22 protein-coding genes and 1 pseudogene are annotated in these 23,126 nt (G+C 63.9%); 12 read left to right on the top strand and 11 right to left on the bottom strand.

Features of this window, described 5'->3' with window-relative positions:
• Nucleotides 1-472: 472 nt before the first annotated feature.
• On the bottom strand, nt 473-1,429 hold the full coding sequence (locus A5697_RS08835) for a dipeptidase (protein ID WP_068009777.1): 957 nt from the start codon (nt 1,427-1,429) through the stop codon (nt 473-475).
• On the opposite strand from A5697_RS08835, the gene A5697_RS08830 reads away from it, so the two are divergent.
• Nucleotides 1,428-1,967: a GNAT family N-acetyltransferase gene (locus A5697_RS08830; protein ID WP_068009767.1), complete on the top strand. Its 540-nt coding sequence runs from the start codon at nt 1,428-1,430 to the stop codon at nt 1,965-1,967. The two genes, A5697_RS08835 and A5697_RS08830, sit on opposite strands and share 2 nt — an antisense overlap.
• On the opposite strand, the gene A5697_RS08825 is transcribed toward A5697_RS08830, so the two are convergent.
• Nucleotides 1,954-2,376, bottom strand: a complete 423-nt coding sequence (locus A5697_RS08825; RefSeq protein WP_068009765.1) for a nuclear transport factor 2 family protein — start codon at nt 2,374-2,376, stop codon at nt 1,954-1,956. The genes A5697_RS08830 and A5697_RS08825 overlap by 14 nt on opposite strands.
• Before the next feature lie 348 nt (nt 2,377-2,724).
• Between A5697_RS08825 and A5697_RS08820 the strand changes: the two genes are divergently transcribed.
• The 3 genes and pseudogenes from A5697_RS08820 to A5697_RS28735 all read left to right on the top strand — a co-directional run.
• A complete protein-coding gene (locus A5697_RS08820) occupies nt 2,725-3,057 on the top strand; it encodes a hypothetical protein (RefSeq protein WP_231972018.1) in 333 nt (110 codons plus the stop codon).
• Nucleotides 3,058-3,580: 523 nt separating this feature from the next.
• Nucleotides 3,581-5,266: a GMC family oxidoreductase gene (locus A5697_RS08815; RefSeq protein WP_068009760.1), complete on the top strand. Its 1,686-nt coding sequence runs from the start codon at nt 3,581-3,583 to the stop codon at nt 5,264-5,266.
• Between the two features lie 4 nt (nt 5,267-5,270).
• Nucleotides 5,271-5,383 (top strand): annotated as a pseudogene (locus A5697_RS28735) (twin-arginine translocation pathway); the annotation flags it as partial.
• Nucleotides 5,384-5,410: 27 nt separating this feature from the next.
• Here the strand turns inward: A5697_RS28735 and A5697_RS08810 are convergent.
• On the bottom strand, nt 5,411-6,019 hold the full coding sequence (locus tag A5697_RS08810; RefSeq protein WP_068009758.1) for an LGFP repeat-containing protein: 609 nt from the start codon (nt 6,017-6,019) through the stop codon (nt 5,411-5,413).
• A 197-nt stretch (nt 6,020-6,216) separates the two neighbouring features.
• Nucleotides 6,217-8,289: a serine/threonine-protein kinase gene (locus A5697_RS08805; protein ID WP_156673222.1), complete on the bottom strand. Its 2,073-nt coding sequence runs from the start codon at nt 8,287-8,289 to the stop codon at nt 6,217-6,219.
• A gap of 368 nt (nt 8,290-8,657) precedes the next feature.
• Here A5697_RS08805 and A5697_RS08800 point away from each other — a divergent pair, with 368 nt between their 5' ends.
• The 3 genes from A5697_RS08800 to A5697_RS08790 all read left to right on the top strand — a co-directional run bounded on the left by A5697_RS08800 (nt 8,658) and on the right by A5697_RS08790 (nt 10,300).
• Nucleotides 8,658-9,086 (top strand): MarR family winged helix-turn-helix transcriptional regulator, encoded by a 429-nt coding sequence (locus A5697_RS08800; protein ID WP_082953307.1) that lies wholly within the window; start codon nt 8,658-8,660, stop codon nt 9,084-9,086.
• A 45-nt stretch (nt 9,087-9,131) separates the two neighbouring features.
• A complete protein-coding gene (locus A5697_RS08795) occupies nt 9,132-9,497 on the top strand; it encodes a nuclear transport factor 2 family protein (RefSeq protein ID WP_231972017.1) in 366 nt (121 codons plus the stop codon).
• A 62-nt stretch (nt 9,498-9,559) separates the two neighbouring features.
• On the top strand, nt 9,560-10,300 hold the full coding sequence (locus A5697_RS08790) for an SDR family NAD(P)-dependent oxidoreductase (RefSeq protein WP_068009752.1): 741 nt from the start codon (nt 9,560-9,562) through the stop codon (nt 10,298-10,300).
• A gap of 120 nt (nt 10,301-10,420) precedes the next feature.
• Here A5697_RS08790 and A5697_RS08785 read toward each other — a convergent pair whose 3' ends face one another.
• Nucleotides 10,421-12,673: a bifunctional diguanylate cyclase/phosphodiesterase gene (locus A5697_RS08785; protein WP_231972016.1), complete on the bottom strand. Its 2,253-nt coding sequence runs from the start codon at nt 12,671-12,673 to the stop codon at nt 10,421-10,423.
• A gap of 531 nt (nt 12,674-13,204) precedes the next feature.
• Here A5697_RS08785 and A5697_RS08780 point away from each other — a divergent pair.
• Nucleotides 13,205-14,023 carry an alpha/beta fold hydrolase gene (locus A5697_RS08780; RefSeq protein WP_068009746.1) on the top strand — a complete coding sequence of 273 codons (819 nt, stop codon included), beginning with the start codon at nt 13,205-13,207 and terminating at the stop codon, nt 14,021-14,023.
• Between the two features lie 12 nt (nt 14,024-14,035).
• Here the strand turns inward: A5697_RS08780 and A5697_RS08775 are convergent, their stop codons facing one another.
• A complete protein-coding gene (locus tag A5697_RS08775) occupies nt 14,036-14,281 on the bottom strand; it encodes a hypothetical protein (RefSeq protein WP_068009744.1) in 246 nt (81 codons plus the stop codon).
• Nucleotides 14,282-14,608: 327 nt separating this feature from the next.
• On the opposite strand from A5697_RS08775, the gene A5697_RS27065 reads away from it, so the two are divergent.
• Nucleotides 14,609-14,950: a hypothetical protein gene (locus A5697_RS27065; RefSeq protein WP_231972015.1), complete on the top strand. Its 342-nt coding sequence runs from the start codon at nt 14,609-14,611 to the stop codon at nt 14,948-14,950.
• 271 nt (nt 14,951-15,221) lie between these two features.
• A complete protein-coding gene (locus A5697_RS08770) occupies nt 15,222-15,551 on the top strand; it encodes a hypothetical protein (protein WP_231972014.1) in 330 nt (109 codons plus the stop codon).
• 61 nt (nt 15,552-15,612) lie between these two features.
• Here A5697_RS08770 and A5697_RS08765 read toward each other — a convergent pair whose 3' ends face one another.
• The 4 genes from A5697_RS08765 to A5697_RS08745 all read right to left on the bottom strand — a co-directional run bounded on the left by A5697_RS08765 (nt 15,613) and on the right by A5697_RS08745 (nt 19,142).
• The gene (locus tag A5697_RS08765) at nt 15,613-16,548 is read right to left on the bottom strand and encodes an SAM-dependent methyltransferase (protein WP_068009740.1); all 936 of its coding nucleotides are present in this window, start codon (nt 16,546-16,548) and stop codon (nt 15,613-15,615) included.
• Between the two features lie 92 nt (nt 16,549-16,640).
• Nucleotides 16,641-17,744 carry a methyltransferase gene (locus A5697_RS08760; RefSeq protein ID WP_068009738.1) on the bottom strand — a complete coding sequence of 368 codons (1,104 nt, stop codon included), beginning with the start codon at nt 17,742-17,744 and terminating at the stop codon, nt 16,641-16,643.
• Between the two features lie 405 nt (nt 17,745-18,149).
• On the bottom strand, nt 18,150-18,533 hold the full coding sequence (locus A5697_RS08755; protein WP_068009736.1) for a DUF4267 domain-containing protein: 384 nt from the start codon (nt 18,531-18,533) through the stop codon (nt 18,150-18,152).
• A gap of 132 nt (nt 18,534-18,665) precedes the next feature.
• Nucleotides 18,666-19,142, bottom strand: a complete 477-nt coding sequence (locus A5697_RS08745; protein ID WP_068009734.1) for a DUF1772 domain-containing protein — start codon at nt 19,140-19,142, stop codon at nt 18,666-18,668.
• Between the two features lie 350 nt (nt 19,143-19,492).
• Here A5697_RS08745 and A5697_RS08740 point away from each other — a divergent pair, with 350 nt between their 5' ends.
• Both A5697_RS08740 and A5697_RS08735 read left to right on the top strand, forming a co-directional pair.
• A complete protein-coding gene (locus A5697_RS08740) occupies nt 19,493-20,197 on the top strand; it encodes a DUF899 family protein (RefSeq protein ID WP_068009732.1) in 705 nt (234 codons plus the stop codon).
• Nucleotides 20,194-20,670 carry an SRPBCC family protein gene (locus A5697_RS08735; RefSeq protein WP_068009731.1) on the top strand — a complete coding sequence of 159 codons (477 nt, stop codon included), beginning with the start codon at nt 20,194-20,196 and terminating at the stop codon, nt 20,668-20,670. The genes A5697_RS08740 and A5697_RS08735 overlap by 4 nt, the downstream gene beginning before the upstream one ends.
• 22 nt (nt 20,671-20,692) lie before the next feature.
• Here A5697_RS08735 and A5697_RS08730 read toward each other — a convergent pair whose 3' ends face one another.
• Entirely contained in the window at nt 20,693-22,960 is a 2,268-nt protein-coding gene (locus tag A5697_RS08730; RefSeq protein ID WP_231972013.1) for a bifunctional diguanylate cyclase/phosphodiesterase, read from the bottom strand.
• Nucleotides 22,961-23,126 lie beyond the last annotated feature (166 nt).

The following is a 23,126-nucleotide window of genomic DNA, read 5'->3' as shown; positions in this document are numbered from 1 at the left end:
CCGCCGTCGGGCGGTGCCGCACTGCCACAACGCCTTTCAGCCTGAACACCTGCGCCGGTGGGTCTTCGTGAAGCTCGACGCTACGGAAATGCTGAGCGATGGCCCGTGGCCTTGCCAGGCTGAGATTCGGAAACGGCTTGGGGCCCATTGCGATTCGTCACCGTGACGTATTAGTACGCGTCCCGCCGGGAAGGCGAAAGAGGTAAGGCGACGACCCCGTTGCATGCGCGACTGGCCAACCCGATGACTGGTTCCTCGAGTGCGACCGACCGACCGTCCGTCAGGAGTTGCCGGGACATGCCTGCGATGCCATCAAAGGACAAACGCTGTGGTTCCAGGGATTGTCATGTTTCAGTCGATGGTCACCGGATATCGGTTTGTGCCGATAAGCGACATTATGTCAAGTTCCTCCGGCATCGCCTATCCACGATTCACAAGTGACTGGTCGCCCACCCGCGATGGATTCTGACTGCTAAGTGCGCCAGGCGGCTTGAGCTACTCGGCTGAAGTTGCCGCCCAGGACGGCGTGGATGTCGGTGTCAGTCCAGCCGCGCCGACTCAGGTGTTCGCCGATTGTCAGTAGCGTTTCAGGGGGCATCCATTGGATCGGTCCCCAGTGCGTGTAGCTGGCATCGAACAATTGCGGGTTGCGGGTGAGTTCGGCGATGAAATCGGCGTAGTCGAAGGAGAAGTCGCTGCTGATGCCGACGTGGTTGATGCCGACCAGCTCGATGGCGTACTCCAGATGCCGGGTCATGGCCTCTAGCGTGGGGGTGTTGGGTCCGAGGAATATACCCACGCCGGTGATACCGATGACGCCGCCGGTAGCCGCGCACGCCCGGGCTTGATCGTCGCTGATGTTGCGGGGGTGATCCCAGATAGCTTTCATACACGAGTGGCTGTAAATCACTGGCCCAGTCGAGGTCTCACACATGTCGAGTCCGGCGCGCGCGCTGCAGTGCGAGCCGTCAGGAACGATTCCAACCTCGTTGAGCCCGCCGACGATGGCCCGTCCCCACGCGGTCAGGCCGGCATCCTCGGTATCCAGGCATCCGCTACCAGCCCGGTTGGCGTGGTTGTAGGTCGGCAGCAGAGTGCGCACGCCCAGGCCGGCCAGAACGAGGAGGTTATCGAGGTCGTCGTCGAGAGGGCGCGAGTCCTCGAGGTCGAACACGACCGCGATGTCGCCGCCGCCAGTGATCGCGGCGACGTCGTCGGCGGTGGACGCCAGCTCGAGCCCCGGCTGCGCCGCAACCGCGTCACGGTAGTGCCGCAACAGCGCTAGCGTGTCCTGAAGGCTATGAGGCGAATATCCCGCATTAACCGAGACCAACGCTCCCCCGGCTTGCTGATACCGGTTCAGCGGGGTGACCTCGGCACCGGGCTGCAGCGGCAGACACAGGTGCTGGTCCCACAGAAGTGATGTCATGACCACCGATCCCGATTCGTCACTGTCGATCCACACACCTCGGCTCACGATCCGCCCCTTGCACATCGGCGACGTTGAGGCCATGCACGCGATCTACTCCGACCCCGAAGCCACGCAGTTCGTCCCCGGCGGCATCCGGGACCGCGCCGGAACGCGCCAACGAGTAACCGAACTGATCGACCACCAGGACCGCCACGGCGTCAGCAAATGGGCGGTCACACTCACTCAATCGGGCCGGCTCATTGGTGATTGCGGACTGCAATTCCTGCCCGACCAAACAGACCTCGAGCTGGGCTTCCACTTCGCCCGCCAATACTGGGGCCATGGCTACGCCACCGAAGCCGCCAGAGCTTGTCTGACATGGGCGCTAGACAATCGAACCGAACGCATACTCGCCATCGTCGACCCCAAACACGTCTCATCGCAACGGGTTTTAACAAAGATCGGCATGTACAGAGCCGGAAACCTCCATATCTTCGGACGCAACTGGCTGCTGTACGAAGCCACACAGACGTCCATTCCGTCTAACGCACTTTGAAGCGGTGCCAGCGCCACGCTATCGACGGGTGGCGCAGCAGGATTGGCAGCACGGCCAGCGGGTCGAAGTAGGTGATCCGCTCGACCCCTTTCCCGTCCCGAAGTCGCAGCCGGTTGACGCTAGGCCACTCCAGTACGTCGCGTCCGAAGCTAGCGCGAAGCCGAAATTCGATGAAAACGATGTCGTTGTCGCCGCTCCAGTGATCGACATCGGCAGTCAGATCGGGAAGGCTGCAGAACAAACGGTGAAACTGTGCTTGTGCGGCCTCGAGGCCGACCGTGCGCGGTGCGAGCGGTTGCACAAGAACGACATCTGGATGCAGCAGGCCCGGCAACCGTTGCGGCGATGGATGGCGCCAGAAGTCGGCAAATCTCGTGACAAACTGTTCTGCATCGGACCGCGGGTTCATACCGAAAAGATGCCCGTGAATGGACTGCCACCTCGACCCGGCATCCTGCCATCTGCTGCCAATCGCTGATCGCCGTCCAGCTACCCGACTTCCGCGATCAGCGGTCTTTTCCCAGATCGAGTTTGAACCGGTGCAGGCAGCTCGTCGTATCGTCGGCGCCATCTTTCGAGTTCAAGGTCACAGCGCAGGCGCGTGAACCCCGTCCCGTCTCCGCGGCCGGGGTTGCCGGCCATGGAGTAGGTCCCTTCCGTTAGAGGGTCCCCGGCTCTCTGAAGTGTTGGGAACCAGCAGCCGCGAGACGAGCATCGAGTCACCAAATAACTTCAGACCGGCACGTAAAGTCTTCACATGAGTAGAGGCCCGGCGTTCAGTGCCGCACACCACTCGGATGTGACGCTAACCATGTACGTGTTTCTGTGGCCGCGCCCCGGTATGGACGAAGCCCTATCTGGCTACGAGGACACAGTGCTAGCGCTCGTGCCTGAACACAACGGGGAGGTTTTGCGCCGGGACCGCACCGACGGCGCGGGTGGCCGGCCGCTGGAGATCCACCTGATCGAATGGGCGTCGCAGGCGGCGATGGATGGCTACATGGTCGATGCACGACGCACCGCCCTGGCCGCCGAGCGCGACGCCGCCATCGCCCGCACCGAGATCGTGCCGGTCCGAACCAACCGATAGAGCAGCCGCCGCCGTTCGATGAAGTGAGCGAAGTGATCGGGAGCAGATGCAGCCGTATTTCGCGCCTCTAGCAGCGCACCGATAAGCAGCTGAATCAAACTCGGCAGCTAAACCATCCGGCCGCACCACCCCCGCAGAGGGCAGAAAGACGTCACCTGCGCTAAGCAATACGGCGGAATCGAATACGGCAGCGTTACCAGTAGCGCATTGCGTGTTGCCGGAGGTGAATCATCTCGCCTGCTTGTGCTGGCCATCGCTTGCCTCGAAGATACGAGTGCGAGACCTCCCATACTGCGGCGAACCCTGTGAGCCGCAGTCGAGCTGCCTTCATGACGGAAGACGTCTCTCGTTTCAGGCACGCGGGAGGATTTTGCTCGCAAGATTCCGTTTTTGCGCGTGCCACAACAATTTTCAGACGTCGAAGACGACGTGCAGGTTCAAGGCCAATCATTCCTCGACGAGATGTGGTGGTCGTCGCGCACACTAGGACTCGCACCCGACGCTATGGAGGGCCGATACCGGAATGAGCCCGATCGCCGAATTCGACTTCATCATCGTGGGAGCAGGCAGCGCAGGCTGCCTGCTCGCCAATCGGCTCAGCGCCAACCCTGATCGCCGTGTCCTCTTGATAGAGGCCGGCGGCAAAGACGACTGGTTCTGGATCAAGGTGCCGGTGGGCTATCTGTACACGATCGCCAACCCCCGCACCGACTGGTGCTTCACGACCGAGGCCGACCCCGGCCTTGCCGGCCGCAGCATTCACTACGCGCGGGGCCGGGTGATCGGCGGCTGCTCTTCGATCAACGCGATGATCCACATGCGCGGACAGGCAAGTGACTACGAGCTCTGGGCACAGGCCACCGGTGACGAGCGCTGGCTCTGGGGTGGCCCGGACAGTCCCGGCGAGACACTGGCAATCTACAGAGAATTGGAAAACTACTACGGCGGAGCCGACGACTGGCACGGCGCCGGTGGTGAGATCCGCGTCGAGTTACCGCGGGTGCGCTGGAAGATCCTGGACGCCTGGCAAGCCGCCGCCGCCCAGGTGGGCATCTCCCCGATCGATGAATTCAACCAGGGCGACAACGCCGGCTGTGCATACTTTCACGTCAACCAACGGCGCGGCCGGCGCTGGTCGATGGCCGATGCCTTCTTGCATCCCATCACCCACCGGCCGAATCTCACGGTCTACACGCAAACTCAGGCGTTGCGGCTTCTGATGGACGACCAGGTCCACGAGGACCAGCGTCGCGGTGCGTGGACGACGGCCCAGCGCCGCGTCATCGGGGTGCGGTTGCTCAAAGCCGGCCACATTGTCGACGTCCGAGCCCATCGCGAGGTGATCTTGAGCGCCGGGGCTATTGGCTCGCCGCATCTGATGCAGGTCTCGGGTCTCGGCCCAGCCGGCCTGCTCGCCCAGCATCAAGTGCCGGTGGACGTCGACCTGCCAGGAGTGGGCGAAAACCTTCAGGATCACCTCCAGCTTCGAACGGTCTACCGGGTCCGGGGCGCCCCGACCGTCAACACCCTGTACCGGAACTGGATCACTCGTGCGGGCATGGGACTTCAGTACCTGCTGTTGCGGTCAGGGCCCATGACGATGCCGCCTTCCACTCTGGGGGCTTTCGCCAAGAGCGACCCCGCGCTGGGAAGTGCCGATCTCGAGTGGCACGTGCAGCCCTTGTCGTTGCCGAAGTTCGGCGAACCCCTGCACCCCTTTGGAGCGATCACTCCCTCGGTCTGTAATTTGCGACCCACCTCGCGAGGCCATGTGCGGATGGCCAGTGCAGATCCCCTCATCTATCCGAAAATCTTCTGCAACTACCTGTCGACTGACGCCGATCGTCAAATCGCCGTGCGGGGCCTCCGGATGACCCGGCAGATCATGGCGGCGCCGGCTCTCGCCCGCCACCGCCCGCAGGAGTTTCTTCCGGGGCCGCAGGTGGTGAGCGATGAAGCGCTGCAGAAGGCGGCCGGCGAACTCGGTACGACTATTTTCCATCCTGTGGGTACCTGCGCGATGGGAGCTTTTGACGCTCGCGGGCGGCCGCATTCGGCTGCCACGGTGCTCGACACCGACTGCCGCGTGTACCGCGTTGCCGGCCTTCGAATCGTCGATGCGTCGGCTATACCCACCATCATCTCCGGCAACACGAACGCGCCGGTGATGCTCATCGCCGAGCGCGCTGCGCGGGCGATTGTGGGATGAGTCGGCCAATCCCGGGCCGAGGTCGGCGGGCTCGAAGTCGACGTCAACGACGTCCTGGCCCCCGATTGCGGCCAGTGGAAACCTCCATGCGATCCGTCCAGTGGCGATGTGCGGTAGCGGCGAGGGCGCTGTCCCCCGTTCGAGCTAGAGCCCGGATGGCACGACCTTGTCGTTTACCGTCACCGCGACCTGGCCGGTCGCCGGGTTGTACTCGATCTTGCCGTGCTCGAAGGTCGACACCTGCAGGTCGCCGACGGCGTTCACGTCACTGGTGGGCAAGCCCAGCGGACCTGCCGAACCGTTAGTGCCGGTGACCGCCGGCGTGCCGTCCGGGCCGCGTGGGACATTCCAGGCCTCCCGGATCTTGCCCACGATGATGTAGGCGGGCGTGCCGGCCGCACCGTTCCTGGCGGTGATCGCGCCGCCCTGGAATTGCTGGAACACCACGCCGCTGTCCCGCGTCCCCGCGTTGCGGTCACCCGTGAGCGGCTTGCCGAGTGCCTTCTTCTGATCCTCGGTTGCCGACGAGTATTTGACCGCGATCGGGCCGGTCAGAGTCACCTCGACGTCGCGCTCCCCTATCAGCTTCACCTCGGTGGGCGGCGCCGGGGCTTTCGACGTGGAGGTGGCGCTCACCCCGACCTGAGGCGGTGCCGACGCGTCTACGCTCTTGCCATTGCTGCAGCCCACAGCGATTAGCGCGACGGCGGCCAGGCCGGCGATTGCCGCGTGGCGGTTTGCGATCGTTCTCATAGGCTTCCTCTCGCGAGTTCCTGTGGTGGGTCGAGTTGCGGCTGTCCTCGTCGCCCGGACGGGACTTCAAACCGAATCACTTGACGGCGCAGGCGATCCGCCCGAACGAACTTACAATGCGGTCGTAGACGGCAAGCCAGAGCGCCGAGTGAAGATCCACCGGTGTGCGATGAAATCCACCCGTCAGCGCCCCGACGTCAGCGTTCGATCACTGTCAACGAGCCATGGTTAAGGTCGCTGCTGACGTAGGCGAAGTGCGTGGTTGGGTCGACTGCGATGGCGAGCGGATTGTTTCCGACGGCAAGGATTCCGGTGGCGATGCGTTTGGTGGTGTCGATCACCGACACGGACGCACCGCTGTAGTTGGCCACGTACGCGGTGTTCGTCGGCGGGTCCACCGCCACACCCGCGGGGCGTTGCCCTACAGGGACGCTAGCGATGACGCTGAGACTGTTGGTGTCGACGAAGGACACCGATGCATCGTCGCCGCTTGCGATATAGGCGGTGTGCGATCCGGTATCGATTGCGATGCCTGCCGGGCGGCCGCGAAGTGCGACGGAACCGATGACAGTTCGGTTCGTGGTATCGACAACCGTCACCGTTGGATCGGCAGTGGTGACAAACAAGCGGTGAGCGGTCCGGTCGATGGCTACGCGGCTTGGACCTTTTCCGGTAGGCACCGTCGCGGTCACGGCATGCGTTGTCACGTCGATGACCGACACCGATGCGCTATCACCGTTAGTGACGTAGGCGATCCGGGCATCCGGGTCGACCACTACTCCACCCGGATGGCTGCCGACTGTGATTCTGGCGATGACCGTGCCGTTGGCGATGTCGATGACCGACACCGAGGAGTCGTCATAATTGGTCACGTAAACGGTCCGGGTCGATGGGTCAACGGCAACACCCACCGGGTGGCGCCCTACAGCGATGGTGGTTGTGACCGTACGGCTGCCGGTATCGACCAGCGACACGGAGTTGGAACCGGTGTTCGCGACATAGGCGGTGTGTCCGGCGGAGTCGACTGCGACGCCGAAGGCGCCATTGCCTACCCGTACTGAGGTGGCGATCGTCGGTGGACCACTCGGCACTGCGGTGACCCCTGAACTGGGCGTGCCTCCCCCGCTCGGCGCCGACAGCGGGGCCGCCGTCGCAGATCCCGTCGTCTGCGTAGATCCAGCCGTTGATGTGTGGGGGCGCAGAAGGTATAGGCTCGTGCCCCCCAACGCCACGACCAATCCAATAACCGCGGCGGCGACCACCCAAGATCGCTTGGCGCGCTTGCGGTTCTCCGCTATCTCCTGCCGCGGATCGCGGTGCAATGGTTTCTGCGCTTGCTGTGTTGGCTCACTCGGCCATGAGGCCACTTGAATGGGGGCAGTGGCGGTGGGTGACTGCGCATTCGGGTCCGGTAGGCGTAGCGGCACCGTGATCGCATCGCGCGCGGCTCGTGCCATATCGACCGGGGTGGCGTAGCGCTGCGCAGGGTCTTTGGCCATGCCAGTCGCGATGACCGCATCGAATGCCGGCGGTGCGCCGGAGTCAGAAGGGCGCGGCGGCGGCGCCGACAGATGCCCTGCCACTTGTTGCTCGATGCTGTCACCCGGAAATGGGGCGCCTCCCGTCAAGCATTCGTAGAGCACGCAAGCAAGCGCGTAGATGTCCGAGCGTGCATCGGCCTCACCGACTTTGAAGCGCTCGGGTGCCATGTAACGCAGCGTGCCGACCACCGCATCCGTACCAGTCAGACCGGTCTCGCCGAGAACGCGCGCGATCCCGAAATCGATCAAATACGCAAAGTCGTTTTCATCGAGCAAGATGTTGGAGGGCTTGATATCCCGATGCACCAATCCAATCTTGTGCGCGGCATATACGGCGTGTGCCACCTGCTCGACGATGTGCACCGCGCGTGACGGAGACATTGAACCGGAGGCCAGCACGGTTGCCAGGTCGCGCCCTTCGATCAGGCGCATGTCGACGAATAGCCGCCCGTCGATCTCGCCGTAGGTGTGAATTGGCACCACGTGAGGGTTGTTCAACCGTGCCGCTGAGTGGGCCTCGCGACGGAATCGCTGTTGAAACGTCTTGTCTGCAGCAAAGTGCGCAGGGAGTACTTTCAGCGCGACTATCCGATCGGTGACGGTGTCATAGGCTCGCCAGACCTCGCCCATGCCGCCTCGGCCGAGCAAATTGATTAATCGGTACCGGCCGAACGGGGTCCCTTCCATGGAAACCTCCCGACGGCAGCATTCAGCAACACGATAGTCCACTGCTGACACGGTTTGGGGAAACTCCCGCAACGGCCGATTCCGGACCTATCCGCTGCCAACCCATTGTGAAGATCGAGCCCGCAACGACGCCAATCACCGCCACAAGGGCCACCAAAATCACCGGTTGGTACGGCAACATCGACCGCTCCCCCGCCCCATCGTTTACGCATGTGGTTCGGTCCACTCAAGAACGCCGGCCGGCGAGAACATCGTGTGATGGGCGGATGCGCCTGGGACGCCTTCGCCGATCACCCGTGCCGAGCCCATTGGGCCGTCATACTGACAATGTGACGCCAAGACGAGTGCGGGATATATCACTTAAGCCGAAGTGGCTGACCCCGAGGCAGCAGCGCGCCTGGGTGGCCTACATGCGCGTGCAGCTACGGATGAACTACGAGATGAACCGCCAGCTGCAGGCCGAATCCGGGTTATCGCTGGCCGACTACGACGTGCTGGTCGCACTCAGCGGTGACCGCGAAGAGGCTATGCGTGTCAGCGATCTCGCAGCCCAGATCGGATGGGAACGCAGCAGGTTGTCACATCAATTGCGGCGCATGGAGGATCGCGGCCTCACCGAACGGCGCCCCAGCGCCGAGGACGGCCGCACCACCCATGTTGTACTCACCCCGAGGGGGCGGCAGGCTCTAGTCGAGGCCGCTCCCGGCCATGTAAACCTGGTACGCACCCTGTTTTTCGATCCCCTGCCGGAGAACCTGCTCGCACCGCTGACCGCTGCACTGGAGCACATTCACGTTAACCTCGATCACAACAGCTCGCTGCCACCCGCGATGAGGTAGTGCGTGCTAAGTTAGGTGAAACATCACCTATTACCGGAGTGCCACGTGAGCGAGATCATCACCCGCCTGATGGAAGCCAACCTGCTGGCCGTGTTCAATGAGCGCGACCCACAGCGGCGAACCGAGGCGATCGCGACCACCTACGCGGACAACGTGCAATGGATCGACGACGAAGGCGTGGCCACCGGCCATGACGAACTGAACACCAAAGCTGCCGAGCTGCAAGAAAAGCTGCGCGGCCTGCACTTCATCAAGGCCGGTGCGGTCCGCCAGACCCGTGGGCTGGGTTTTTTGGCATGGGAGCTACGCGCCCCTGACGCTAATACCGCGGTGGCATCGGGCTTCGACGTGGCCGAAATATCCGATGAACGGATCCATCGGCTGTGGACGGTGTTGGACCCGCCGGAATAGGTGATGTATCACCTTGGTTACCCGAGGTAGCGCATCGACACACAAAGAACGGAGCCACGATCATGGGACAGCTCGACGGCAAAACAGCACTGGTCACTGGTGGATCCTCGGGTATAGGCCTAGCCACTGCTAAGCGCCTCGCTGAGGAAGGCGCCTATGTCTTCATCACCGGCCGCGATCGCGCCCGCCTCGACGAGGCAGCCGCGTCGATCGGCGTCCACGCTGTGCAGAGCGATGTCAGTAGGCCAGAAGAACTAGATACCTTGGCCGCTGAAATATCAGCGTATGGCAAAGGCCTTGACGTTGTCTTCGCTAACGCGGGCGGCGGTGATTTCGCCGCACTGGCCGATGTGACCCCGGAACACTACCGAGACAACTTCGACCGAAACGTTGCCGGCACGGTGTTCACCGTGCAGAAGACGCTGCCGTTGCTCAACGAGGGGGCGGCGATCGTCCTCGCCGGATCTACCGCCGCCTCCCAGGGCGTACCTGCGTTCGGTCTCTACGCGGCATCCAAAGCGGCCATCCGGTCCCTCGGCCGCACTTGGGCCGCGGAACTGGCCGACCGCAAGATCCGGGTCAACACCGTCGTTCCCGGCCCCGTGGAAACCCCCGGACTTACCGGCCTGGCGCCGACTGACCAGAAACAGGATCTACTCGACGGCATGGCCGCTCAGGTACCGATGAAGCGGCTGGGACGCCCCGAGGAGATCGCGTCGGCGGTGCTGTTCTTGGCCTCGGATGAGAGCAGCTTCCTAACCGGTGCGGAGCTCACTGTGGACGGCGGGCAGATCCAGCTCTGACTTCAACGTCACGAGAACGCACCCGCGGTGTGTTCGACTCTCCCGAATCAGGTCCAACACCGCACGTCGAAAATTCTGAGCAGCCGAACGGTGACGTGCCGCGCAACCGCCGTAACGGACTCACCTGCCCATGGAAGACGAGGCGATATCGGCTAGCGCGGAGGCCGCCCCAAACAAGTGGCCCTGCGCCAATCGGCAGCCGGCCATGAAGACCGTCTCCGCCTGCTCGGCGGTTTCGATCCCTTCTGCGATCACCTTGAGCCCCAGTGCTTCGCACAATCCGATGACCGACTGGTACAGCGTGAGGTTCCGTCCCGGTTGGACGCCCGCCGCCAGGCCACGGTCGAGCTTGACGACTTGCACGGGTAGCTCGTGCAGGTAGGTCAGTGAGTTGAAACCCGTGCCGAAATCGTCCAGGGCCACCGCGATGCCCAGTTCGTTCAAACGTCTGATGGCGGCCGCTCCTTCAGCGAGATCGACGATGGGAACGGTCTCGGTGATTTCCAGGACGAGACGATGCGGCGACAACCCATGCCGCGCGAGGGTGCGGCTGACGGCACGTTCGAAATCACGGCTGCCGAGCCGCGCGGCGCCGATGTTGACGTGAAGGTTCAGATCGAGGCCCGCGCTTTGGATTTGCGCGCAGGCCTGATCGAGCACCAGGGCATCGAGCTGCGCCCCCATTCCGTTGGCTTCGGCAAGCGAGACGAAGGTTTCGGGAGGAATCTGTACCCCGCTCGGCGCCGTCCACCTCGCAAGTGCCTCGACCGCGACCGGCCTGCCGTCTGGCAGGGTGACCACTGGCTGGTACTTGAGCTGAAATCCCTGCGGGACAGCGTCATCCGCTTGTCGCAGCGCTGTCGTGAAATCTTCCGAAGCACTGAATGCCGGGCGGTACACCACGGCCGTGTCTTTGCCCAGCCGCTTCCCGGTGTACATCGAGATGTCGGCTTGCCGGAGCAGATCGTCGGAGGTCGGCGGAGCGTCGTGGTAACCGCGACTGACCAGGCCCATGCTCGCACGCACCCGCACCGATGTCCCGTGCACCGAGAACGGACTTCGAAGAGCCACCCGGAGCTGGTCGGCGACCATCTCCGGTGCGTCGACAGCACCGGCAGTGAGGATGGCGAACTCGTCTCCCCCGATCCGCGCCAGCGTGTCGGATTGGCCGAGGCAATCTTGCAGACGCGCACTGATCGCGCACAGCAACTCGTCGCCGGCCGCATGCCCGAAACGGTCATTGACCTCTTTGAAGTCGTCGATGTCGACGAAGATCAGCACGAACGGGCCGTCGCGGATAGCTTCGTCCAACCGTTCGGCCAACAGCAACCGATTCGGCAGGCCGGTCAGTGCGTCGTGGTGGGCCTGATAGGCAAGTCGGCGCTTCGCGGCGACAAGTTGTTCGGTCAGCATGCGTTGCACCCGCATGGCTACCACGTAGCGGGTCGCGACAAGCAGCGCCAACGCCAAGTAGGTGGCGGCGAAGAGCGGGTCGATCCCCCGTCCCACCAGCACTTGAAACGTGAGTAGGGCCGTGCTGCCCATGAACCCCACATACGGCAGCGTTAGCCGTGCCCAGTTGGTTGGCTGTTCGTCGTCGTGAGGGCGGGGCCGCGGAGGCAGGACGAGCAGGCTCCATGCGATCAACAGCGGAGCTAGGACGAATCCGACGCCAACCCACAGATCCAGCGTCGTAATACCGACACTCCGCAGATACGCGAGCAGCCTGTCAGAGGACGTGAGGGTGATCACCGCGGCCGCAAGAAGCATGTAGTTCGCCCGGCCCGGCCGGTACGGCGGGTACCACATCGCAAGGAGGACTGCGCCCACCACCGTGATGAGCTCGACAGCGGCAATCCCCCACACGACAGCGGTATTGGTCGATCGCGGCAGCGCGGCGCCGCCCATGGCGCCCAGTCGAGCGACGTACACCAAATGGAAGAACGCGAGCGCGCTCACTAGTCCGTCGAGAACGGTCGTGATGACCCCCGGCCACGTGCGCACCGGGGTGCGGACGTCGTGGTCACGGCCGGCACGCACCAGCAGGAGCATCGCGACGACGAACAAGAGTCCTGCGACGAAGTAGCCGACGACGGCAGGCTCCGGGGCTGTTCTGACGCGGTCGGCGGGACCGCCTAGCTGCGAGAGAGACTCGGCGGTCAGGAATGTGGCTATCGCCGCCAACAGGGCTACTCGCCACCACTTCGAGAGGCCTGCCACTCGCCCCACGACGACAAACCCAACGAGTAATGCGCCGACACACAGCGTTGCTTCGAGGACAAATTGCACGCGTTGCGCGATAGCCACTCCCCAGGGGGCGAGCGCGTTCAACGCCGCCGCAGCGACGGCGACGACAGATAGCCCGAAGCCCAAGCGGCGACTCTGAGACGACAACGCTTCCCCTCCGACCAGCGGCGTTGACGCTCAATCTTCGCAGAACATGCTGACCGCTGGACCGTTATCGCTTACCTGGCCAACCCCCGGCGTTCAATCAAAAAGCGGCCTATTGTGACCCCACGCCGCCGGACTTCCGAAAGCGGTTGCCGGCCATACCGTCTGCCAACCGCTCCACCGCCCTCGCAGTTACCCCGGTGAATATTCCGGAATCGAATGTGCAGCATTACCGGTAAGTACTCGGTTTCCAACACAGGAATCATTGCTGTTGCTTGCCTGACCACCGCTACTCCATGTGGTTTCGCTTGCGGCCCAAGCCTTTCCCCCGCTCGTCTGCATAACCACCTCGTGCTTAGCCCAGGTCGTCATCGTCGCAACGCAAGCGTGAAGACGCGCCATAGCTCGCATCGTCGACTTGCGGGAGAGCTCGCAGGAAGAACGTGTCTGCGGTTGACTGTCACTCGATCGCGGGGAGCGCCCGCGAGAGAGGCGACTGCGAGAGGAACGAGTGTGCCTACCATCACCACGTCGGACGGTGTCGAGATCTTCTATAAAGACTGGGGCTCTGGCCAGCCGATCGTTTTCAGTCATGGCTGGCCGCTGACGTCCGACGACTGGGACGCGCAGATGATGTTCTTGCTGCACCGGGGCTATCGGGTGGTCGCTCACGACCGGCGCGGGCATGGCCGATCCGAGCAGACCGGGACCGGCAATGACATGGAGCACTGGGTGGCCGACCTGGCCGCGCTGGCCGAGCAGCTCGACCTTCGTGAGGCCGTCCATGTTGGACACTCCACCGGCGGCGCCGAGGTGGCCTGCTATGTGGCGCGCCACCAGGAGCGGGTCGCCAAGGCGGTGCTGGTGTCTTCCCCGACACCGAGCATGATGCAGACCGAGAGCAATCCGGGCGGGCAACCCCGGGAGTGGTTTGACGCGGTGCAGGCGGGTGTCTTGGGAAACCGATCGAAGTTCTTCCGCGCGGTGCCGGAGGGTCCGTTCTACGGATTCAACCGACCGGGGGTGGAGCGGTCCGAGGCGGTCATCGCGAACTGGTGGCGACAGGGCATGTCGGGCAGCGCGCACGCTCACTATGAGACGGTGTTTGCCTGGCTGCAGGACTACACCGAGGATCTGCGGGCTATCACTGTCCCCGTCCTGGTGATGCACGGCGATGACGATCAGATCGTTCCGTTCGCCAGCGCGGTGCCCCGAGCGGTCGAGCTGCTGCAGAACGGCACCGTGAAGACCTATGCCGGCTACCCACACGGCATGCTGACCACGCACGCGGACGTCCTCAACCCGGATCTGCTCGAGTTCATCGCGTCCTGACCGGCACCGCTGCTAACCCATTGTCAGGATCGCGCCCGCGGCGACGCCGATCACCGCCACGAGGGCTACCAAAATCACCGTGATCGCCGCGCGCACGATCTCTTCTTCGGTAGGTCGCCAGCGCGGCTTCAATTCGACGAGAACGGTGTCCCCTCGACACGCAATGGCGTTGACTCTTGCGACCGCAGAGATGACATCGTCATGCCCGTAGGCCGTGTCTTTCTCGACCGGGTCGTGCGCGGCGATTGCGATGGTCATATCAGCCCCCCAGGCTTGCGGACGCCGATAGGCGTTATTTGGTTCGAAAGCGTCGGCCTTCTCGTATATCCAAAGATAGGAGTGCATTCATCACAATTGCGGTAACGATCCTTAACGGTCACAACACAGAGTCGTTTTCCGCGCCGACTATGCCCGGTTGGCGGCTCCCCTACCGCCCACCTCGCCGTGGGGGTGGTCTTCTCCGGCTGCGCCCCGGGCATGGCGTCCCCTGGCCAAGTTGAGATCGGTAGCTGGGGGCCCGTTATTCACTTCAACGCGAAGGCGGCCGAAAGCTGGCCGCCACCCCGACAGAAGAGGACCACCATGATGCGACGAATCGTGCGAGTAGCAACCACCGCCCTGTTGGCCGGCGGTTTGGGTGTCGCGGGACTCGGGCTCGCCGCAGGAACCGCCAACGCCGATGGCGGCCCGCACCGCTGGTGCCCAGGGGAGCCACTCCCGCCGACCGGTAACCACGTCACTAATCCGGTCATTTGGGACAACAACATCTGCCACACCTACTATTACGTCTACTTCGGACAGGGCAATGTCGCCCAGAACATTTGGGACGGCGACAACCCGCCTCCGCCACCGCCCCCACCACCGCCGGGGCTCATCAATAAGGACAACTGCCAACAGATACTGGGCATTTTCTGCCCCCACGCGTGACGGGCCGGGCCCAGGCGGCTGATCACTCGCATTCGCATCCGCCGTGGCGAAGCGGCGAATGAACTGCACCGACTTGTTCCGCGCGGCCCGATCAAGGAATTAGGTTGGTCGCGTGGCCAATAACAGTCTCCGTACCCGTAGGACCGCCCGGCGCTTGCTGATGATGCTATGCGTAGCCGCGGCCGCCGCGGGTCTGGTCGTCGCGTGGCACATCGATGAGCGGGCGCAACCTTGTTGGCGTGTACGGCAATTCATCGATTACAACCGCGACATGCAGGCCTCGTTGAAAGCCAAGACGCGGTTCGCGCCCCCGGGTTCTTACGAACAAGACTCGGTGCCCTCTGACGCCGATTACCAGGCATGGCTGGACGGCCTGCAGCAACGCGCCAACCAGGTGACCGAGCCTGGCCTGTCGGCTCACGCGCAACGAGCCGCGGCGCTGGCCCGAGAATTCATGAAAGACGCCAATCAGATGAACGGCGAACTCGGCGAACAAGACCCATTGAAAGTGGACCTGCCGCCATCGGCGAAAGCGGCGGCCCGGGTGAACCACGAGTTCGGCGATGAGATGGCGACGCTGGCACGCGCCTGCCCCGCCTGAGCGCCGGGAAGACAGATAACGGCGGGATGGCGGTGAGTGCCGCTAACGGCCCGTAGGCGCCCTATCGGCCCGTGCCCAGCGTCGACGTGTAGTAGGTGACGCCGTTCATCGTCTGTCGGTCATCGTCGGCGCGCGCTATCGCCCCCAACCCATGACCGGCGAGCAGCTCGGCCATCGGCGTTGCGACCGATGTCCAGCCGCGCGGGTCAAGGTACGCGCAGACGTCGCGGCGCTCGCCTTCGAACTCGATTACGTCGAAGTCGAGCTCGAAGCCGTGCTCGCGCCACTTGGCCGTCGCTTCGCGCATGCGCTCGCGCGCTGCATCGGGGTCCATGTCGCCGGTATTCGGCACGGCCTCGCTTGCGAGGCGGCTACCTGGCGCGCTGAGTGCGGTGATGGCATCGAGCAGCCGATCCTGAGCCTCGGGTGCCAAATAGCCGAAGAGACCTTCGGCGATCCACGCCGTGGCCTTACTGGTATCGAAGCCCGCCGCCTTCAATGCTGTCGACCAGTCCTCGCGCAGGTCGGTCGCGACCGTACGCACAGCGACCGCCGGTTCGGCGCCGAGTCCGGCCAGCGTCGTGGATTTGAACTCGATGACGGCCGGCTGATCGATCTCAAACACCGTCATCCCATTCGGCCAATCCAGTCGATAGGCGCGAGCATCCAAGCCCGAGGCGAGGATGACGGCTTGGCGGATGCCCGCCGCGGCGGCATCGGCACAGAATTCGTCGAAGTATCGCGTGCGGGCCGCAATCGATGCAGGCATCTGCGCCAGACCCCATGGGCTGCCCTCGGTGTCGAGATCCGCGGCGACCAGCTCACCGGTAGCCCAGCGGGTCAGAAAATTCACACCGACCGCGCGCACCAACGGCTCGGCGAAGACATCGTTGATGACCCCATCCCTGGTGGCGATTGCCCTTGCCGCCGCTGCCATCGTGGCCGTGGTTCCTACACCGGTGGCCGGACCCCAGGCGTCGTCGTTGGGTTGTCTCATCGCAAACCTCCGAAAGTCCCTGAATAGTCGCCCCTCCGTAGCCCCTGCGGATTCGGCATTGGGCGTGCTGGTCAGGCGCCAAAGTGCGCCCGCTACACCGCAATCCCCTCGATGATGCTCAGCGGCGATACGGTATCAACGATGCGATTCAACCGGAAACCGGCTTGGTCGAACAACCGGTCGTACTCGTTGGCGGTGAGTTCGCGCGCACCGGCGACGATGAGCATTTCGATGTCAACCCACTTGCCGTGGAAGTCGCGGTCATGGTCGGGGATGACGAACTCGCAAAGCAGCAGGCGCGCTCCGGTGCGGGCCGCGGCGCGGACGTTCTTCAGGATGCGCACCGCATCTTCCTCGGGCCAGTCGTGGATGACGTTCTTGAGCACATACGCGTCGCCGCCCTCCGGCGCGGAGTCGAAGAACGAGCCCTCTTCGATCCGGACCCGGCCATCGACACCGTACTTACAAAACAATTCGGCGGCGCCGGCCACGACCTCCGGAAGGTCGAACAGCACGCCGCGCGAATTCGGAGCCGTCTCGAGGATCGCCGCCAAGAGCCGACCGTGTCCACCACCGACATCGACGATCGTCCCGAACGCACCGAAATCGTAGGCTGCCGTCAGGGGCACGTTCGCAAACTCGGACACATTGGTCATAGCGGAGTTGAAGATTTCACCCAACTCCGGTTCGTCGGCCAGGTACTCGAACGCTGGCTTGCCGCGAAGCTCTGGGAGCGCCGGGTTTCCGGTGCGAATCGCGTCGGTCAGGTGGCTCCAGTGCTCGCGATGCTGAGGTGAGCCGACCCACCGCGCCATCCCGGCCATTGAGACCGGCGCGTCGGTGCGCAGCGTGTCCGCTAGTGGCGTGAGTGCGTAACGCCCGTCGCTGCCCTTGCGGAAAATCCCTATACCGATCAACGCGCGCATGAGTCGCCTCAGCGCGTCGGCGTCGGCACCGACCCGGTCGGCCAGTTGCTCGCCCGACAAGGGGCCGTCCGCCAGAGCATCCGCTACCCCAAGGTCCGCCGCGGACGTGATCGCCTGGGCCACCCACGCGTTCAGAATCAATTCCATCATCACTGCGGCAGGTGGTGCGGAGCGCTGGCGCAGGCGCGACAAGTGGTGGCGGGCACGTTCAACGGCTCGCGCGACCTTGACCGGCGGAACCTTCGACGTCAAGTGACACCCCTTCTCCATCCGTGGCTCCGGCTCTCCGGCAGGAACGACAAAGCCTGCCACATCAGCGCACACACTAATGCGCCCAACGCTCGCTGAGCGCTCCTGCTGTGCGACCGATCAATCTGTCCGCATAGGAAGTATGCCTGCAGAGCCGAACTATTTCAATAATGGTTGAAATAAATCGCCGCTCCGTCTAACGTTTTGACGAGGGGCCGGATGAATGGAGTCGCCATGTCACGTCTAGTCACGAAGCTCGTCGTCGCGTTGATGCTCGCCTTTACCGCCGCTTCAGCGACCGGATGCCTACCCACCACCACCACCCCCGCCGTGGGTCCGCCCCTCGGGGTCGCGGCAGGTTAAAGGTCTTGCGCCGCAACAAGTTCAACGATCGGGGCGGATGGCGCGGGCACGCATCCCGCTCCCCTAATGCGCGAGCAGGAGCGCACTTGTGATCAGCATGACGGCGGCGGTGGCGCCGTGGACTCCCCACGCTATCGACTTCGAGCCGCCGTTGCGGAGCACGATGGTCGCGTCGGCGAGCGGAATGATGGTGGCGGCCAACATCACCCAGCCGACCAGTTGTGTCGCGCCCGCGATCATCAGGATGATGACGAAGAGCCCACTGGCGATGTCGCGCACGCCCTTGACGCTCAGGTACGCGCCCACACCCGGCCGGTCCACCTCCGGGAGCACCCCGTAGCCGGCGGCGGCGAGGCGCGGCGCGACGAGGAAACGTGCGCCGATGAAGATGATGCCCGCGGCTAGGAGTCCGGCGAGCGTGTAGCCGATGGTGGTTGTCATGGTCATGTCGCGCGCTCCTGAAGTCGTCAGTGAATCGGTGAAAACGGCGTCGGGTCAAGCAGCATTGTTTGAACGTCGACGATGTCGCCGACGTCGAACCCCGTCATGTCGGCGGCGAACTCGGGGCTGGCCGGGACGTCACATCATCAGCACCACGCATAGCGCGGCCACTGCAACGCCCTGAAGGGTCGCGCGGGCGCCGATGATCGAGTCCCACTTCTCTTGCAGCGCACGCCCATCCGGTAGTCGCCGACTAGCATCCGCGGCCGCTGTCAGTCGCCGATTAATTGGTGCGCTCACCCTGGTATACAGCGCGAGCCAGACCAACAGCACGACCAGCGCGACGCCCGCCGCGATCGCCTGCGCCCAATTCACGGCCACGGTGGCCAGCACCGCGCTCGTCGCGGTCGCGACGACCCCGAGCACCCCGGGCACAGGCATGCGCCGGTCTCCAAATTGGTGCACCCTTCCCGTGACCACGACCAAGGCATCGTCGTCGACCACCGCCAATGCCGGTCGCAGCACGATTGCGCAGAACACGTCGGTTCCGTAGACCACCGCGGTCCCCAGCACCGCGATCAGTGCAGCGGCGCGGGTCATGACGTCCAAAACCATGCCCTAACTCCCCTCATGCCATGACTGCTAGCAACGCTAACCCCGGCAACTTGGCGGTGTCAATAGCGTTGCTAGCAGTTCTATCGGCGCTATCACACGTCAATCGGATGCCGAGCGGTTGGCGCTGCTGGGCGTCATCGGCACCCGGCCTTGCTCAGCGGCCGTCGCGATCGTAATGGCGGCCATCGACGCGAACGTCGCCACAACGAGAAGGTCTCCCCTCGTCGTCTATTCGAATCGGGCCCGCGGCGCGGTCATGACCACCGCGGCAGCGACGGTCTGCGATGAATTCCGGACGTTTCGGCAGTCAGACCTTTCGGACAAAAGACTTCAAAGCAAAGGTGGATCCCATGTCGCCCAAAGCCACGGCCCTGCCTCCGGTCGTCGATCAACAAACCTGGCGCGCCGCGCTCGACGAACTGCGCAAAAGGGAGAAGGCCGCCACTCGAGAATTGGATGCGGTCGCCGCCCAGCGCCGGCGTCTGCCGATGGTCGAGTTGGCCGACTACACGTTGATCGGGGCTGAGGGCCCGATCCGCCTTGCCGACGTGTTCGCCGGCCGCTCCCAGCTCATCGTGTACCACCACATGTGGTCGGACGGCGCGGAGTGGCAATGCGCCGGATGCACGGGCTTCACGTCGCAGTTCACCCGACTGGAGTTCCTCGACAACTACGACGCCCGTTTCGTCATCGTCACCAACGGACCGATCGACGAAGCCCTCGCCTACAAGCGAAAGGTCGGCAACCGCATGGAGTGGTACTCGTCGTCGCAGAGCCCCTTCGCCGCCGACATGGATGCTCCGCCCGCCGGCGGTTTTGGCGTCAACGTGTTCCTGCGCGACGGTGACACCGTGTACAGGACTTGGCACACCAATGGGCGGGGCACCGAGCAGCTCAGTCACTCTTTTGGTCTGATCGACATCCTGCCCTGGGGCCGGCAGGAGGAATGGCTCGATTCGCCCGAAGGCTGGCCCTCTCGCCCCACCTACTCGGGTTGGCTTGACTCCCCCGGTATCGCAGCCGCCTACGGGCCCGCCAGTGAGGACAACGAATGAGCCCAACCGCCGAACGTTACGTCGTCACCCGCACCATCGCCGCGACGCCGGCCGAGATTTTCGCGGTCCTCGCTGACCCGTCCCGGCACCAGAACACCGAGCCCACTGACTGGGTCCGTGATGCGGTGGACACCGCGCCAATCACCCGCGCGGGACAGCTGTTCGCGATGAACATGTACCTCACCCGGGCCGGCGGCGACTATGTCACCCACAACCTGGTCAATGTGTTCGACCCGGACCGTGCCATCTGCTGGATGCCGGGCGTACTCGACGACGCGGGCAACCACAATCCCGGTGGTTGGTTTTGGCGCTACGACCTCGCACCCAACGGGAACCAGACCGACGTGACGCTCACCTATGACTGGAGCGGCACACCGCAGGAGTTCCGCGACCGGGTCGGCGATATGCCGATCTTCGGTGAGGACTACCTAGCCGCGTCGCTGGCTACCCTGGAGCGATCGGTCGCGAACTAAGCCACCGTTTGAAAGACGGCGTCTATTGCGCCGCGAGCGTGGAGACACCGGAGACCCGCGGGATCTCGGAAGCGGGCAACGGGCGACAGAAGAAGTTCCCCTGTACGGCGTCGCAACCGTAGTCCTTGAGTCGTTGGGCCGTGGCGAGATCCTCGACGCCTTCCGCGACGGTCACGATGCCGAACGCAGACGCCAACTCGATGACCGAGTGCGTAATGATTGCGGCTCGGTCGTCGTGCAGGATCGGCGCGATGAATTCGCGCCCGAGTTTTACTTCATCGACCGGTAGCTCGCGCAGATAGGTCAAAGTGGCATAGCCGCTGCCGAAGTCGTCGATCGCCACCCGGATGCCGTTCTCCCGGAGACGATCTAGCACCGTGCGGGCCTTGGCCAGGTCGGCCACCACCAGATCCTCGGTGATCTCAATCGTGAGAGAACCGGGAGACATTGCGTATGTGTGAAGCACGGACATGATGCGGTCGGGCAGCGCGTCCTTGTCGAGCGAGGGCGCCGCCAGGTTGATCGCGACCGGGATCGCTGCGCCTGCCGCGTGCCAAGCGGCAGCGTCGGCGACGGCGCGCGACAACACCAGATCCGTGAGCGCATGCATCAGGCCGTGCTCGCGAACCAGGGGCAAAAACTGGGCGGGCTTCAGCACGCCAAAGCGCGGGTGCTGCCATCGGACGAGCGCCTCCACTCCGCGCACCGAACCGGTCATCAAGCCGAATTTCGGCTGGTATAGCAGCGTCAGCGAGTCGTTCTCAATGGCGCGTCGCAGTTCGCCGAGCAGCTGCAGTCGCGCGATGGCACTGTCGTAGGCCGGCGCCCCGCCAAGTTGATCGTCCATCTCGGGTGTGAACGTCCGAACATTGGCCGAGTTCGCCTGCCGGGCGACGGATCGTGCCGCATCGGCCTGTCTGAGGAGATCACCCGGCGTGGGGGTGGTTATGAGCCCTGAATTGGCCGATGCCACACCGATACTCACGCGCGCGTCCAGGCGGTGATCCTCAATCTCGATGGGTTCGTGGAAAGACCGTGCTAGCACATCGGCAACGTGTGCTGCCGCGTCGGGACGGTCTTCGACCAGAATCGCGAATTCGTCCCCGCCCATCCGGGCAACGGTATGGCCATCGCTGACATTGGCCTGGATCCGCTTGCCGACCGCGCGCAATAGTTCGTCGCCCACGTCATAACCGAGCGTGTCGTTCACCAGCCGGAAATCATCCACACCCAGCGTGAGCACGCTGACCGGCACGCTGTGCTGAACGTGTAGGCGCAACGCGTGGGCTAGCCGATCATCGAATAGTCGCTGATTTGCCAACCCCGTCAACGGGTCTCGTAGGGCGGCGTCAGACACCGCGGCAACTAGACGTTGTTTGCGTTCCAACAGCAGGATGTGGCGGGCCAGGGTGGTGACGAAAAGCACCACGCAAACCAAGAAGATGAACGCCTCGCTGCGGTATGCGGGCCAAAAGTGCACGGTGCCGACGACGATGGCCAGCATTACGGGCAGGTAAGGCAGCCACAACGACGCCCTCGAAGAGGGCTGCGAAAAACCGAGGTCGGGTTCCTGGCTGGGCTGAGACGTGATTCCGGACAGCGCGACGAAGTACATTCCGCCTGCCCATCCAAGAACGACGAGGTCATTCGGCGCCTGGTCGGCGTAATCCTTTGCGACGTGGATCACCCCGGCCACTGCGATGGTGCCCCATCCCAGCATCATCAGCGTGGGTGAAAGCTTGCGGTCCGCCTCGGCCTTCCTCACCACGACGAAGGTCGTGGCGACAAGGCCCACATACACGCCCGCCGCGGTGGCCAGCAGGATCTCTGGGACGCTGACCGTCTGTGGTGAGTGCGCGGCGCGACCCAACGTCAGGATGACGAGAACGATCAATAGCGACGCCGTGACGAGGATGCCGTCGAGCAGGAGGCCGATCCCAAATCGCGCGTCATCCCGGCTGGGAATCGCGACCGCGGTCCCCAGCGCGCACAGCGGCAAGATGAGGTAGCCGAAGTTGGCCGCGGAGAGGCCCGCGACCGGAAGACTGCCACCGACGGCGACGTAGCACCACGCTGCTTGGCCGGCGGTCCAGCCGAGCAGCCCAATAGAAAGAACGGTCCACGCAAGGCGTTGGCGGCTTCGAGAACCGCGCGCGGCATTGGCGGAACATGCGAGTGCAAAGACGCCCGCGACGACGGAGCCTGCCGGGGCGACTAGCCCGTGGCCCGGGGCACCGTTCGAGATGAACAGCATCGTCGCGAAAGCGAGGAGCCCGATAGTTGCCAACACGACCACCACAATGCGGCTTCGTGTCAGAGACAACATTCTCCTCAATCTGCCGGGGGCGGTTCGCAAGCAGGATAAGACACACCGCAAAAGTAGTTGTGCAAATTTGCTTACCTGTTTCTCGGCCATAACGGCCCTGAACGGGAGCAGGACACCGCACCAGGTCCAA

The organism is Mycobacterium sp. E3251, from assembly GCF_001666835.1.
In the GTDB taxonomy this organism is placed as follows: Bacteria; Actinomycetota; Actinomycetes; order Mycobacteriales; family Mycobacteriaceae; genus Mycobacterium.
This window is presented reverse-complemented; position numbering and strand designations above follow the sequence as displayed.